12 protein-coding genes are annotated in these 14,956 nt (G+C 65.4%); 6 read left to right on the forward strand and 6 right to left on the reverse strand.

Going from position 1 to position 14,956, the window contains the following annotated elements; all coding sequences use genetic code 11:
• Positions 1–637: 637 nt before the first annotated feature.
• Both R5W23_RS28560 and R5W23_RS28565 read right to left on the reverse strand, forming a co-directional pair.
• A complete protein-coding gene (locus tag R5W23_RS28560) occupies positions 638–1,726 on the reverse strand; it encodes a 3-deoxy-7-phosphoheptulonate synthase (protein ID WP_407936174.1) in 1,089 nt (362 codons plus the stop codon).
• Positions 1,727–2,239: 513 nt separating this feature from the next.
• Entirely contained in the window at positions 2,240–2,638 is a 399-nt protein-coding gene (locus R5W23_RS28565) for a hypothetical protein (RefSeq protein WP_261189643.1), read from the reverse strand.
• 167 nt (positions 2,639–2,805) lie between these two features.
• Between R5W23_RS28565 and R5W23_RS28570 the strand changes: the two genes are divergently transcribed.
• Both R5W23_RS28570 and dapA read left to right on the forward strand, forming a co-directional pair.
• Positions 2,806–4,446: a sialate O-acetylesterase gene (locus R5W23_RS28570; RefSeq protein ID WP_320689315.1), complete on the forward strand. Its 1,641-nt coding sequence runs from the start codon at positions 2,806–2,808 to the stop codon at positions 4,444–4,446.
• A 50-nt stretch (positions 4,447–4,496) separates the two neighbouring features.
• A complete protein-coding gene (gene dapA / locus R5W23_RS28575) occupies positions 4,497–5,381 on the forward strand; it encodes a 4-hydroxy-tetrahydrodipicolinate synthase (RefSeq protein WP_320689316.1) in 885 nt (294 codons plus the stop codon).
• Between the two features lie 214 nt (positions 5,382–5,595).
• Here the strand turns inward: dapA and hslU are convergent, their stop codons facing one another.
• Together hslU and hslV are read right to left on the reverse strand one after the other, a co-directional pair.
• Entirely contained in the window at positions 5,596–6,930 is a 1,335-nt protein-coding gene (gene hslU / locus R5W23_RS28580; protein WP_320689317.1) for an ATP-dependent protease ATPase subunit HslU, read from the reverse strand.
• A 148-nt stretch (positions 6,931–7,078) separates the two neighbouring features.
• Positions 7,079–7,663: an ATP-dependent protease subunit HslV gene (gene hslV / locus R5W23_RS28585; protein WP_261189647.1), complete on the reverse strand. Its 585-nt coding sequence runs from the start codon at positions 7,661–7,663 to the stop codon at positions 7,079–7,081.
• Between the two features lie 168 nt (positions 7,664–7,831).
• On the opposite strand from hslV, the gene R5W23_RS28590 reads away from it, so the two are divergent.
• The 4 genes from R5W23_RS28590 (at position 7,832) to hemC (ending at position 11,052) form a co-directional block, all read left to right on the forward strand.
• Positions 7,832–8,404 (forward strand): hypothetical protein, encoded by a 573-nt coding sequence (locus R5W23_RS28590; RefSeq protein WP_320689318.1) that lies wholly within the window; start codon positions 7,832–7,834, stop codon positions 8,402–8,404.
• Between the two features lie 57 nt (positions 8,405–8,461).
• Positions 8,462–9,562: a hypothetical protein gene (locus R5W23_RS28595; protein WP_320689319.1), complete on the forward strand. Its 1,101-nt coding sequence runs from the start codon at positions 8,462–8,464 to the stop codon at positions 9,560–9,562.
• A gap of 108 nt (positions 9,563–9,670) precedes the next feature.
• The gene (locus R5W23_RS28600) at positions 9,671–10,135 is read left to right on the forward strand and encodes an HIT family protein (RefSeq protein ID WP_320689320.1); all 465 of its coding nucleotides are present in this window, start codon (positions 9,671–9,673) and stop codon (positions 10,133–10,135) included.
• On the forward strand, positions 10,135–11,052 hold the full coding sequence (gene hemC, locus R5W23_RS28605; protein WP_320689321.1) for a hydroxymethylbilane synthase: 918 nt from the start codon (positions 10,135–10,137) through the stop codon (positions 11,050–11,052). The genes R5W23_RS28600 and hemC overlap by 1 nt, the downstream gene beginning before the upstream one ends.
• A gap of 155 nt (positions 11,053–11,207) precedes the next feature.
• On the opposite strand, the gene R5W23_RS28610 is transcribed toward hemC, so the two are convergent.
• The gene (locus R5W23_RS28610) at positions 11,208–13,001 is read right to left on the reverse strand and encodes a PDZ domain-containing protein (protein ID WP_320689322.1); all 1,794 of its coding nucleotides are present in this window, start codon (positions 12,999–13,001) and stop codon (positions 11,208–11,210) included.
• A 47-nt stretch (positions 13,002–13,048) separates the two neighbouring features.
• On the reverse strand, positions 13,049–14,845 hold the full coding sequence (locus R5W23_RS28615) for a M6 family metalloprotease domain-containing protein (protein WP_320689323.1): 1,797 nt from the start codon (positions 14,843–14,845) through the stop codon (positions 13,049–13,051).
• Between the last annotated feature and the right edge of the window lie 111 nt (positions 14,846–14,956).

Here is a 14,956-nt window from a genome sequence, read left to right on the forward strand (position 1 = left end):
GCGCGCCCGGGGTGAGCGCCGCCGTGCGCCCCGTGGTGACTTTTGCTGGCCGGTGCGAACGCCCCGTGCCGGGCGGTTCAGGCGCGCCCGGCGGGGCGCCGGGCGGCGGTGGAAGTGCTTGTTTTCGTAGCGTTTCGGCCCGTTAACGCGTGTTTCAAGTGGTTAGCGCCGGGGCTCGCGTGCGGCGCCCGATTTGGGGCGGGTGCGTAACGCGCCAAGCCTCGGCCCCGCCCACCCGCATCGTGACCGGAACCGAAAACGGACGGATCCAGCAGGTCAGCCAGCATCATCAATGCACATTTTGATATATTTAATTAACAACAATGTTAATATAATCAAACAGCGCGTGCAACGCCCTCGGCACTGCACGACCGCCACGCGGAACCCTCAGATGTTGCGCAAGCGGGCGCGCCGCTCGTCGCGTAACCGACGATGACTGCCCGGCCCGGATCTGACGGGTTCACATTCTGGCCGGGGTGCGTGAATGCGCCAGCCGCGGCCCGCTCGGAACTTGGGGTTTCGAAATGTCGCTCAGGTCCGCACCCGATCTGGCGGGTGGCACCCGCTTCTTGTGGCCCTGATATTTCGTTCCGAGCCACAAGACAGAACCCAAACGGGTGCAGCAAGGGAACCGGGATCAGGCCCGCGGTTCGTCCCGCATTCGTAGCGGGAGCACGTCCTTCAGCACGTCCCGCGCGGCCCGGATCGTTCGCTCGGTCGTGGCCCAGTCGATGCAGGCGTCGGTCACCGAGCACCCGTACCGGAGCTGGGACAGGTCTTTCGGGATCGGCTGGTTCCCTCCCTCGATGTGGCTTTCGAGCATCAACCCAACGATCGATCGGTTGCCGAGCCGGATCTGGTTGACGCAGTCGCTCATCACGAGCGGTTGCAGTTCGGGCCGCTTGTAGGAGTTACCGTGGGAGCAGTCCACCACGATGTTGGCGGCCAGTTTCGCCTTCGCCAGTGCCTGCTCGGTCATCCGGACGCTGACCGTGTCGTAGTTCGGCCGGGCGGCGCCTCCGCGGAGCACGATGTGTCCGTATCGGTTACCGCGGGTGCGCACCACCACAATCCGGCCCTGCTCGTTGATGCCCAGAAAACTGTGGGGCTGCGACGCGGACAGCATCGCGTTGATGGCCGCTTCCACGCCGCCGTCGGTCCCGTTCTTGAACCCGACCGGCGTTGACAGGCCGGACGACATCTCGCGGTGCGTCTGGGACTCGGCGGTGCGCGCGCCGATCGCGGTCCACGAGACCAGCTCACCGAGGTACTGCGGGCTGATCGGGTCGAGCGCTTCGGTAGCGGCGGGCAACCCGGTTTCGGCCACCTGCATCAGGAACGACCGGGCCTTCTCCAATCCTTCCTCAATGTGGAACGAGTCGTCCATCCGCGGGTCGTTGATGTACCCCTTCCACCCCACCGACGTGCGCGGCTTTTCGAAGTAGACGCGCATGACCAAATAAAGCGTGTCCGCAACCTCATCGGCCAGGCGCCGAAGCCGGCGCGCGTAGTCGAGCCCGGCCACCGGGTCGTGGATCGAGCACGGCCCCACGACGACCATGAGCCGGTGGTCCGCGCGGTCGAGGATGCGCTCCAAGACGGTCCGCCCCGCGGCGACCGTCTCAGCGGCCCGGGCAGTCATCGGGCACCGCGCCCGGACCTCTTCCGGGGTCGGCACCTCTGCGTATCGTGATACATTTGTGTTTGCGAGCTGCGAGCCACTCATTTCGGGCGCTCTTCGGCGTGCCGGGCGTATTTCCCTCAGATGTTGTACACCGCGGCGCATCTCAGGGCAGGCGCACGACCTAAACGCTGGAGAAACAACGTGGTACGGGAGACGAAGATCGAATGAAACACCGGTTTCAGCTTCGGGTGGTGTCCCAATCACGTTGCACGACCGGGAACGCAAGCGACTTGGCGTGATCGGCGAGCCCGACGGCCAATGTTGGTGTTTGTGCCCGCCAGCGGCCGTCATCGTCCTTCACGCGCGGATGTGTACGGGCCAACAGAAGTTGTAGCTGAACTCGTGCCACGCAAAAGCTTGATCTGCGGAGATCACTGGCCCCTTTTTCGGGGCCGCCAAGCCCGCCCCGGCACGAGAAGGTCGGGGCAGGCTCCGGCGCATTCGAGCCGTTTCGCACCGCGTGCGCACATGCGCAACGCGGGCCAGACGGAACCTTATCCAAACGGGGCCTTACTTCACTCACCACCGTGCGCCGGCGGCGCGCAACCTACCAATTCACAGATCACCTTTACCGCCCTTGCCGCCTTTGTCGCCCCCCTTGCCCCCACCTTTACCCCCCTTGTCGCCGCCTTGGCCGCCCGGGAAGCCGCCGCCCGGGCGGGTGTTCTCGAGCGCCTTCTTCTGCTCGTCGGTGAGGAGCTTGTCGAGCTTCGTTTTCACGTCCTTTTCCAGATCCGCCAGTTGGGTCTTCTGTTCGTCGGTGAGCTTCAGCTCTTCGACCATGAACGGGGGAAGGATGGTGCCCAGCTTGAACCCGGCGCGCATGCCGCCGCCCTTACCCTCTTTCCCCGTCCCCTTGCCGCCCTTGCCGTCTGGCGGTTGGGACACCGCCGGCGAGGTCATCAGCGCCACCCCTGCCACAAATGCGGCCAGCCCGAACAACGCACGCTTCATCGCGCTCTCCTGGTGTGTTTAAAAGCAGCGAGTCGAAGTGAACCCACCACTCGAAACGGGTTCCGCACGTGCCGGAGACAGCCGTCAGACGAATTATTGCGTACCGACCCGGCGGCGCGGTAAAACGTTCGGCACCCCGCCCCAGTCACCTCACGAGTCCCGTTCTCATGCGTGCAACCCGCCTCGCATGTCTGCTGATCCTCTTTGCTTGCCCCCCGACCATCAGGGCCGGGGACGCGACCAAACCGGTGAAGGTGTTGGTGCTCGCCGGCCAGTCGAACATGGAGGGGCACTCGGTAACGGACCTCAGCGGCAAGGATTACAACGACGGCAAGGGGACGCTCAAGGCCCTCTTTGATGACCCCGACCGGGCGAAGCTGGTGAGGCACCTGCGGAACGACCGGGGCGACTGGGGCACGCGCGACGACGTGTGGGTGCGGTACCAGCGCGAGAGGGGACCACTCTTGGCCGGGCCGCTCGGGATGGGGTTCAGTGTGTACGGCGACAAGCACCACTTCGGGCCGGAACTACAGTTCGGGCACGTGCTGGGCGATCACTTCGAGAACCAAGTGCTTCTGATCAAGACCGCGTGGGGCGGGAAGAGCCTGTGCAAGGACTTCCGGCCGCCGAGTTCGGGCGGAGAGGTGGGGCCGTATTACACGAAGATGATCGCGGACGTGCGGACGGCGCTGGGGAATTTGAAGACCGAGTTCCCCAAGTACGCCGGCCAGGGGTACGAGCTCGCGGGCTTCGTCTGGTACCAAGGCTGGAACGACGGAGTCGATGCGAAGAAGGCGGTTCCCGAGTACGAGCAGAACCTCGTCAACCTCATCAAGGACGTGCGCACGGAACTGAAGGCGCCGAAGCTGCCGGTCGTGATCGGCGAGTTGACCGGGCCGTGGGTGGACGCGCCGGGCGCCTGGAGCGACCTCCGGAAGGCGCAGGCCGCCGCGGCGGAGCGGCCGGAGTTTAAGGGTAACGTGACGTTCGTTTCGACGCGCGCGTTCGTGCGGCCCGCGAAGGAGTCGCCGAACCCGGGGCACGGGCACCACGAGTTCGGGAACGCCGAAACCGGCGTGCTGGTCGGCGGCGCGCTCGGGCAGGGCATGGTGAGGCTGCTCGCCCCGCAACCGGAGCCGAAGGATAAGAAAGAGCCGCCGAAGCCGACTTCGCGCACGATGAAGACGGTGGAAGGGTGGACCGTGCAAGTCGACGACCGGCTCCTGACGGCGCCGAACGACGACCTGGGTGCGAAGGCGCTCCGGTTCCTCGAAAACAAGCTCGCGGACATCAAGATCGTGGTCCCGGCCGACAAAGTGAAGAAGCTGCAAGAGGTGGCCATCGTGCTCGACCTCACGCACGGGAACCTGGGGCCGATGCAGTACCACCCGAGCGCCGGGTGGCTGAAAGCGAACGGGTACTCAGCCGACCTCGCGCGGTGCGTCCACCTGCCGCGCGCCGCCGACCTCGTGACCCGTCGCAACGTTCGGGAGCAACCGTGGGTGATCCTGCACGAACTGGCGCACGCCTACCATGACCAGGTTCTGGGCTTCGACCACCCGCGCGTGAAAGAGGCATATGAGAATTTCAAGAAGAGCGGGCGCGGAGAGAAGACGCTGTTGCACAACGGCGAGCGGGTGCGGCACTACGCGCTAACCAACCCGATGGAGTTCTTCGCGGAGATGACGGAGAGCTACTTCGGCGCGAACGACTTCTTCCCCTTCAACCGGGCCGAACTGAAGGAAAGCGAGCCGGAGATTTACGAGCTGATGCAAACCATCTGGGACTCGCCGCCCAACAAGAAGTGAACCCCGTGCCGGATCGCGTAGACTGCCCGCACCTACTTTCGGAGCCCCCCATGCGCCTTCGCGGCATCATTCCGCCCGTCGTTACGCCCCTCACCGCCGATCAGGAACTCGACCTTCCCGGCCTTCGCACCCACATCGATTACGTACTCGCGAAGGGCGTTGACGGGGTCTTCGTGCTGGGCACCACCGGCGAGTTCTATGCCCTCGACGAAACCGAAAAGCAAACGGTGGTTGCAGAGGCGATCCGGCACGTCGGCGGGCGGTCGCCGGTGTACGCCGGGACCGGTGCGGAAACCACGCGCGAGGTGGTTCGGCTCACGAAGATGGCCCAAAAAGAAGGGGCCGCAGGCGTGTCGGTGATTACGCCGTATTTCATCAAACCGAACCAGAACGAACTGTTTAATCACTTCCGCTGTATCGCCGAGAGCACGTCGCTGCCGGTCGTGCTGTACAACAACCCCGCGACCTGCGGCGGGCTGAGCATCGAGCCCGAAACCGTCGCGCGGCTCGCCGAGGTGCCCAACATCGTCGGCATCAAGGACTCGTCCGGTGACCTGCAAAACACGATCGAGATCATCCGCCAAACGCCGCGGGGCAAGTTCAGCGTGCTGAACGGCCGCGACACGCTCATTCTCGCCGCGCTTCAAGCCGGTGCCGATGGGGCCATTCCGGCGTCGTGCAACATCGCGCCGGAACTGTGCGTCGGAATTTACAAGTCGTTCGTGACCGGCGACATCGAAGCCGCGAAGGCGTTCCAGTCGCGGCTACATGGCGTGCGGATGGCGATGAGCCTCGGTACGGGGAACAGCGCAGTGAAGGAGGCGATGGCACTCCTGGGCCGCAGCGCCGGCCCGATGCGATCACCGGTCCTGCCGTTCGGCGACGCCCAGAAAGCCAAACTGAAGGCGATTCTCGAAAAGGCTGGGCTGATTTGAGACAGAAGAAGATTGGCCGCCAAGACAGACAGAAGCAGAAGAGGATTGGCCGCAAAAAAGCACAAAAAGCACAAAAGGGAACCAAAAACGAAGACAGAGGAGTGAATTCAATAACACTGCTCCGACCTTTGCTCTGGTCTCCTTTTGTGCTTTTGTGCTTTTTTGCGGCCAATCCTCTTCTGCTTCTGTCTGTCTGTCTGTCTGTCTTGGCGGCCTACAGGATGTACTTGCTCAGGTCTTCGCGCTGGATGACCGGGCCGAGCTTGCTACGCACGAACGCGCCGTCGATCACCACCCGCTTGTTGTCCAGGTCCGGGCCTTCAAAGCTGACCTCCTCCACCACCTTTTCGATCACCGTGTGCAGCCGGCGGGCGCCGATGTTCTGGTTCGCGCGGTTCACGTCGAACGCGATGTCGGCCAGCGCCTCCAGTCCGTCCGTTGTGAACTCCAGTTCGACGCCCTCGGTCCGGAGCAGTTCCGCGTACTGTTTCGGCAGCGCGTGCTTGGGCTCCGTGAGCACCCGTAAGAAGTCCGGCTTGGTCAGGTCGGTGAGTTCGACGCGGATCGGGAACCGGCCCTGAAGTTCGGGCATCAGGTCGGCGGGCTTGGACACGTGGAACGCGCCGGCGGCGATGAACAAGATGTGGTCGGTCTTCACCGGGCCGTGCTTGGTGTTGACCGTGGTGCCCTCGACCACCGGCAGCAGGTCGCGCTGAACGCCCTGGCGCGAGACGTCCGGCCCCTGCCCGTTCGACGGTCCGCACACCTTGTCGATCTCGTCCAGGAACACGATCCCGTGGTTCTCCACGCGCTCGATCGCCTGCTCCACCACCGCGGCGCGGTCGATCAGCGACTCGGTTTCCTGCTCCAGCAGCACCTTGCGCGCGTCCCGGACCGGGAGTTGCCGCGGCTGCGCGTTCTTGGGCATCATCTTGTCGAACATGCCTTGCAGATCAACGTCCATGTTCTCCATGCCGAGGTTGGAGAAGATCTGCACCGGCGTGGCCTTTTGCTCAACGGTCAGTTCCACAACGTGGTCTTCGAGTTCGCCCGCTTCCAGCTTCGCCCGGAACTTCTCGCGGGTGCGCCGCCGGCGCTCCTCGTCTTCTTTTTCCTGTTCCGGCTCCCAGGCCGTCCGCTTCGGCAACGGAACGACGAGATCCAGCAGCCGCTCCGTGACCTTCTCTTGTGCCTTCTCGCGCACCTTGACGCGCATCTCCTGCTTCACGAGTCCGATTGCGGCCTCGGTCAGGTCGCGGATGATGCTCTCCACGTCGCGCCCGACGTAGCCCACCTCGGTGAACTTGGTAGCCTCGACCTTGATGAACGGCGCCCCGACCAGCGAAGCGAGGCGGCGCGCGATTTCCGTTTTGCCGACGCCGGTCGGTCCGATCAGGATGATGTTCTTGGGCGTCACGTCCTGCCTCAACTCCGCGGAGAGTTGCTGCCGCCGCCAGCGGTTGCGGATCGCGACCGCGACGGCCTTTTTCGCCGCCGACTGACCCACAATGTACTTGTCGAGTTCGGCGACGATCTGCCGAGGTGTCATCGAGTCTGCCACGTCTGTTCCCTTCCGCCTTCGCTGAGACCCCCAGTCAGAAGTCGTCAGACCCGCCAGCCATAAAGCCACAAGCCTTTGTCTGGACTGAAATTGTGACTTTACGACTTTCGACGGGCGGACTTTTGACCGGATGCCATTAGCTGAGTTCTTGAACGTCGATGTTGCGGTTCGTGTAGATGCACAGGTCGCCCGCGATCTCCAACCCGGCGCGAACGATCTCGGCAGGTTTCAGTTGCGTGTGCTGCATGAGCGCGCGTGCGGCGGACAGCGCGTAGGGGCCGCCCGAGCCGATCGCCAGAACGTTGTCGGTCGGGCTGATAACATCACCCGTTCCGCTCACGAGTAACAGGTTGTCGCGGTCGAGGACCACGAGCATCGCTTCCAAACGCCGCAGGATGCGGTCCGTGCGCCACTCCTTCGCCAGCTCGGTTGCGGCTTTCGGCACCGACCCCTGGAAGTCGCGCAGCTTCTGCTCGAACCGGTCGAGCAGGCTGAACGCGTCCGCGGCGGCGCCGGCGAACCCGGCCAGCACCTTACCGTCGTACAGTTTGCGCACCTTGCGGGCGTCGGCCTTCATCACGATGTTACCCAGCGTGACCTGACCGTCGCCCCCGATCGCGGCGCCGTTCGAAGTCCTGACAGCAAGAATAGTTGTGGCGCGAATACGTGACACGTTAAGATTGCTCCCGGGGCCGCGAATACCTATCAGGCTCGCTGCCATGACCGGACGGCAGCGGGCCTCTCCCTCGCAAAGGCACCCAGGTATGATACGCCTCCGTGCCACACAACCCTGAGAGCGGAGCGAGGGACGATTTGCGGCGGTATCTGGTTCCGCGTGAGATAGAATGCCGGGAGCGGCGGTCCGGTCGGCGAACCCGAGGTCACCCCAATGATTCGGTCGATTGTCGGACTCGGCTCGGTCCTTGCTGTGCTGACCGCAGGGCTGATTGTCGCGCCCCGCGCGGACGCGGCGCCACAGAAGAAGAAGCCCGGCGTGCTGCACGTGTACGACGGCGCCGCACTGTTCACCGAAACGGCCATTGATCGCGGCAAAGTGGCGTTGGGAAAGACGGTGTTCGATCACGAGACGGTGCTGACCGTAGACACGCACGCCGCGGTGCCGAAGGACCGGAAGTTGCCCGCCGAACCCGGCGAGCGCGCCAAGTTCTTCGAGAGTTGGGCGAAGTCCGCCGCGAGCGGCGATCGGGCCAAGGGCGTGTACGTGCTCGTGTGCCGCAGTCCGGGCTACGTTCAGGTGCTCGCGGACAAAGCCACCCGCGACCGCGGGTTCACCGCCGAGAACGAGCAGCGGCTCCGTGACATGTTTACGACCGCGTTCAAGGACGCGGCGGCGGCCAAAAAAGACGGCAAGTCCGACGAAGAGTTGTTCAAGATTCGGGACAAGAGCCTGTCGAACGCGGTCGAGTACGTTTCGGGCGTCCTGAAGGGAACCATCAAGTAGAATAGATGCGCTCGTGTGGCGGTTGCCATGCCCCGCCCGCTACCACAGGGAGAAACAATGAACCGCTTGGCAAGTTTGACGACAGCCGCCGTCCTGTTGGTCGGCGGCGTGCTCGCGGTGCCACCACCAGCGTGGGCCGGCAAAACCGGCTCGCCCGGCGTGTTACGCGTTTACGACGACGGTGCACTGTTCACCAACGACGGGGTCGATCGCGCCAAGACCGCGATGAGCAACACGACGTTCGATCACGGGCTGACGATGGTGGTCGAAACGCGATCGGGCGCTCCGGCCGACAAAAAGCTCCCTGAAGATAAGGCGGAACGCGCCCGGTTCTTCGAGAGCTGGGCCAAAGAGATCGCGGCCGGGGATAAGGCGAAGGGCGTGTTCGTGCTGGTGTGCCGCAGCCCGGGCTACGTTCAAGTGCTCGCGGACAAGACCACTCGGGACCGCGGGTTCACCGCGGACAACGAGCAACGGCTCCGCGACCTCTTCTTGAGCGCGTTTAAAGACGCAGCGGCGGCGAAGAAGGACGGCAAGTCCGATAACGAACAGTTTACGATCCGCGATAAAGCTCTGAACACGGCCGTCGAATACGTCGTTAGTGACCTGAAGGGAACCGTTGTCGCGAGCAGCACGACCGGCAGCCCGGCGAAGACGGCGACCACAACAACCACTAACACGAAGCGTACCATGGGCATCGGGGGCTGGATCTGCTTGGGGCTGTGTGTGCTCCTCGCCATCTGGGTTACGGTTGCACTGATCCGGGCACTGACCGCACCGGCGTATTACGGCGGCCCGGCCTACGTCGGCGGGGGCGGGGGCTTCGGCACCGCGTTCTTCGGCGGGATGTTCGGCGTGATGGCCGGCATGTGGCTCTACGACAGCATGTGGGGCACCCACCACTACGACACCGTTTCCGCGGCCGACTACAACCCGTCCGACTACAGCGGCAGCGACGCCACGGCCGGTGACGGCGACTTCAGCGGCGACGCGGGAGCCGGTGGCAGCTACGACGACGGCGATTACGGTGGCTCCGGCGGCGATTACAGCAGTGGTGGTGATTATGGCGGCGGTGACTACGGTGGCGGTGGCGACTACGGTGGGGGCGGGGATTACGGCGGTGGAGGTGGTGGCGGTGACTTCGGCGGCGACTTCTGATCCCGCGCCCCAGCTCGGAACGCTGAAAGCCCCGGGTATCCGCCCGGGGCTTTCTTCTTTTCCGCCCCAGATTACCATAACCGAATGGGAACAGAATCCGCTTGCCCGATGTGCGCGACGGTCGCGGATCTCAGCGCGCACGACCGCTCGGCGCTGTTGTGGCACTTCCCGCATTCGGTCGCGTTCGTCGGTCCGTGGCAGTTCTACACCGGGTACTGCCTGCTCGCGTCTCGCGCACACGCATCCGAGTTGAGCCACCTCGGGACGGATCGGGCTGCGTTTCTGAGCGAAATGGCGATTCTCGCAGAGGCGATTGAATCGTGCTTCGCGCCACACAAGCTCAATTACGAGTTGCTCGGGAACGTGGTGCCGCACCTCCACTGGCACATTTTCCCGCGGACGGCCGACGATCCCGAGCGCCTTCAGCCCGTGTGGCTAGCGCTCGAGCGTGCGAAGACCGACCCTGCGGAGAAGCACCGCCTCGAAACGGGCACCGTCCCCCCCGATGAAGTGCGGGAGCGGCTCCGCGCGTGGCTCACCGCGAACAACGCGCCCCGGCGAAAGGAATCGTAATGGTTGCCCCGCTGAAGCTCGGCACCCGCGGCAGCCCGCTCGCGCTGTGGCAGGCGAATTACATTGCGGAACTGCTGCGGCCGGTTGTCGCTCCGCGCCCCGTCGAGTTGGTGCTGATCGAAACACACGGGGACCGCGACCAGGCGTCCGCGCTGTCCGCGATGGGCGGGTTCGGCGTGTTCACCAAGGCCATTCAGAACGCGCTGCTCGACGGCCGCGCGGACGTGGCCGTCCACAGCCTTAAAGACCTTCCGACGATCCCCGAGCCGCGACTGGAACTAGCCGCGGTGCCGCCCCGCGGGCCGACCGGGGACGCGTTCGTCTCGCGGAACCACAAGCGGTTCGACGATTTGCCCCCGGGGGCGACGGTCGGCACCAGCAGCCTGCGCCGCCGCGCCCAGGTGCTGAACCGGCGCCCCGATCTGAAGTTGCTTGAGCTGCGCGGGAACGTGGACACGCGGCTGCGGAAGCTCGACGACCTCGGCCTGGACGCCATCGTGTTAGCGGAGGCCGGGCTGGCGCGGCTAGGGCTCGCCGACCGCATCACCGAAATTCTCGACCCGAGCTGGATGCTCCCCGCGGTGGGACAGGGGGCCATCGGTCTGGAGTGCCGCAGCGACGACGACGAGACGAAGCAGGTGCTCGCGCAGGTGCGGTGCGAATCGACGTTCGCGCAGGTGCAAGCGGAACGTGCGATGCTGCATGCGTTAGGCGGCGGGTGCTTGGTGCCCATCGGCGCCACATCAAAGGTACTCGACGGGGTGCTGACGGTTCGAGGCGCGGTGCTTTCTCCCGACGGCCGCCGGCGCATCGTCGGAACGCACGAGGGGCTGATGCGCGCGCCGCTCTCGGTTGGTCAGGAACTAGCGGGAATCCTATTATCCGAAGGCGCCGACGAAGTGTTGAACACAAAGTAACGTCTTCGCGCGGGTGCGTTTTGAAGTTACCGCCGTGTGTTTGCTGGCGGCCCGCCCAGCGAAAGCGATCGGCTCCCTGTGGCTCAAACCACAAGGAACCGACAGGCAAAATAGGCACCGGCTCCCGCACGAGAAACGAGAGCTTCCGCCAAAGGTTAACGGAACTCGTACCCGATCTGGAACGCGACGCGACCGTCGGTCAGGCGCCGAATGTTCGTTATGTGGACCGGCAACCCGCCGCCCTGCGGCGACCGGCTCGACGGAGTCGTCAGCGGGGTGAATGCGGTGTTGGCCGGGCTGGGGTACGGCACCGCCGACAAGCTGGACGTCGGCCCGCTCGGGCCTTCCACTCCGTGCGCTTCCTCGAGCAGCGGTCGGCCGTCAACCACCCGCCAGATCAACAGCCCCTCGGCCGGCAGGTCGGTGTCGAACCCCTTCTTCGTGCGGCATTCCAGCAGAAGGTACTCGCTTCCGTCCGGGCGCACCAGCACCTTCAGACACTCCCGCGGCGAGAGCACAAGCTTTTGCTTGACCGTCGGGTCTACGACCACCGGTTTGAGCCACCCGAGCCGCTCCTTGCACCACGCCGACAGGTGCTGCGGTCGGGCCGTTTCAAAGGTGTCCGACATCGCGCACCACGGCCCCAGGCCTTCGGACCCGATGTTCTCGGTCCGGGCGGCCAGGTCGGGCACGCCGAGCAGTTCGCACAGCGGCTTCACGAACGTCCCGATCGGGGCCAGCGACGTGCCCCCCTCTTCGCCGATCAGGTAGCGGTGGGCCTTGCCCTTGAACGACACCGTCCCGGAGTGCGGGTAGTACACCGCACCGCGGTTCGTGCGGTAGCGGCTGCCGGCGTACACGAACGCGACGGCATCGAACCCGTCAAGGGCACGTTCACCGTCGCGGGCGGTCAGGAGCGCGAGCGCGTCCGCCAGCAGTGCCGTCTTGTTGCTCGTCCCGGACCCCTGAATGTAGTCGCCCCGCTTCTTCGCGACGGCGACCCAATCGAACACCTTGCCCTCCAGGCGGAACGCGCCGGCCGACTGCTCGCGGAAGTAATCCCCCAAGCTCCCGTGGACATCCTTCCCGGTCACGTTCTTTCCGGTGTGGCCGTCCTGGCTGAAGAACGCCCGGTCGAGTTCGCGGGGCGTGATCTTCGCGTTGTGTTGGGCGTCCGCGAACTCGACGCACACGACCGCTAACCGCAGAGATGGCCCGGTCCAAACGGCGGTCACGCCCGCGCCCGAACGGGACCGTTCGGCGGCCAGAGTCACTTTCACTTCAGCCGGCTTGCCGTCGCGGGTCACGGCGAACGTAATCACATCCCCGGCCCGGCGCTCGGCAATCAGTTCCCCCAGGCGCGACGGACGCGACATCTCTGCCCCGTCGAGTGACAGGACGAGGTCTCCGGCCTTGAGCCCGCTGCTCGCGGCCGGCGAGTCCTTCTGGACCGTCTCCACAAAGATACCCTTGCCGGATTTGTCCTCGACGAGCGTGACCCCGATCGGGGCCGCGCCGCCGCCGCGCGTCATCGGCCGGCTGACGGCCGCAAGCGTCGCCGTCAGGTCGGTCGTCTTGCCGTCGCGTGACACGCCAAGCGCAACGACATCGCCGGCGCGGTAGCTCTGGAGCCACTCGCGGAACGCCTGCGGCGTCTTGACCGCGCTCTCGCCGACTCGCACCACGACATCGCCGGTCTTCAGCCCGGCTTTCGCGGCGGGCGAGCCCGGTTGCACGTCCTCGACGACCGCGCGACCGTCGGCCGCTGCGGCCACCGCCGCGCCGAGGTACGGGACGCGCCCGGGGCCGCCCTTCGGGGCGACAACTTTTGCGGTTGTCGCTTCCGCCAGCGTCCGGTAGCCCGTCACGTCGTCGGCAGACTTGGGCTGCGGACGGGCGGCAGAGGTCATCAGACCGAAGGCGAGGAGCGCGAAGCTGATCCGGGTCACAATGGGGCTCCGTCGGTGGTGCGGTTCCGGGTGGGTGGCGGTTAGGGTTACTGGTACTCGTACCCGATCTGAAGCGTGATGCGGCCGTCGTCGAGGCGACGGATGTTGGTGACGTACACCGGCAGCCCGCCGCCCAGTTGCGACCGGCTCGACGGCGTTGTGAACGGGGTGAACGCGTCGTTAGCAGCACTCGGGTACGGGACGGATGAGAGGAACGATCCCGGCCCGGCCGGACCGGCCACCCCGTGCGACTCTTGCAGCACGGGTCGCCCGCCGATCACGCGCCAGATCAAAAGCCCCTCCGCCGGCAGGCTCGCATCGAACCCGGTTTTCTTGCGGTTCTCCAGCAGGTAGTACTCGCTCCCGTCCGCCCGAACCGGGATTTTGAGACACTCCTTCGAGTCCTCGATCGGCGCCAGGATCAGCTTCTGTTTCACCGACGGGTCAACCACCGTCGGCTTGATCCACCCGAGCCGCTCTTTGCACCACGCGCTGAAGTGCTGCGGGCGCCCGGCGCCGGCCTGGTTGGCCATCGCGCACCAGATGCCGGCCCCTTCCATACCGGGGTTCTCCGGCCGGGCGTACAGGTCCGGCATCCCGAGCATGTGCCCGAACTCGTGGCAGAACACGCTGATGTTACCCATCCGCGCGCCGCCCTCGGGGCAGATGAAGTACGGCCAGTTCTTGCCGCCGTGCCGGATGCTGGCGCGGTGCGGCCAGTACAGGCTGCCGCGGGCGGCGGGGAAGCGCTCCCCGGCGTAGATGAAGAACACGCCGTCGAAGTCCTTGAGCGCGTCTTTGCCCTCGCGGGCGAGCAGTTTGTCCATCGCCTCGGTCAGCAGGGCCATGCGCGGGCCGCTGTCGTACTCGGCCCGTTTCTTGCTCACCTCGACGTAGTCGAACGCCTTACCCACCACCGACAGCTTGCCGTATGACTGCTCGTCGTAGTACTCCTTCATGCTGCCGTAGGCGGTCTGCCCGGTCACCGATTTGGTGTACTTGGTGCCGAACATCGACTCTTCCCAGGCCTTGGGAGTGATGACCGCGTTGTGCTTCACGTCCGGGTACTCGACCCCGATGATCGCGACCGTGTATTTTTCCTTCGTCCAGTACCCGCCGGGCCGCGCGTCCCACCCGCCGCCACGCCGCTCCTCAGGCGCTTCGGCGCCGAGCGTCACTTGCAGTTCGACGCGCTTGTCGGCCAGGAGCAGCGTGAGGACGACGGGATCGCCCGGGCGTTTGGCGGCGAGCGCCTCGCGCAACTTCTCGGGGGCGGTCAGTTCCGTCTGATCGACAGCCAGCACCACCTCCCCCGTCTTCAGTTTGGCCCGTGAGGCCGGCGATCCGGCGGCGACCTGCTCGATTGTCACCCCGCCCCCCTTCGCGGCCGACACCTGAATACCGAGCGAGGCTTTGGCGTTCGAGGTCGGGCGGCTGACCGGGGCGAGCGTTGCGGTGGCCTCGACCGCCTTCCCGTCGCGCAGCAGCGCGAGCCGGGCGCGGTCACCGGGCGCCTTGCCGGCGAGCCACGCGCGGAACGCGTCCTGGCCGGCAAAGGTCGCACCGTCGGCCCCCGACAGCACGTCCCCGGGCTTCACTCCGGCACGGGCGGCGGGCGAGTTGTCGGCCGTGTACTCGACGGTCAACCGCCCCTTCGCGTCAGCCGCGAGCGACAGGCCGAGGAAAGCGGGATCGGCTCCGACCTCCGCGGCCTTGAACCTACCTGGCGGGGCTACGACCGCTTTGTCGAGTGTCCGATAGCCGGTCAGATCCGGGTCGGCGGCGAGGACCGGGGCAGCGAGGAGTGCGGCAAGACCTAGTACCGCGAAGCGAAGCGCGAGCATACGTGTGACTCGGGAATAGCTCGTCGGTTGCCCCGGAGAGGTGGGCAATGTGGTGAATGAGAGCGTACTGAGATCGGATGTCTCATACTCCGGAAAAAAGTATGAGAATTC

Source organism: Gemmata algarum, from assembly GCF_034097035.1.
Lineage (GTDB): Bacteria > Planctomycetota > Planctomycetia > Gemmatales > Gemmataceae > Gemmata > Gemmata algarum.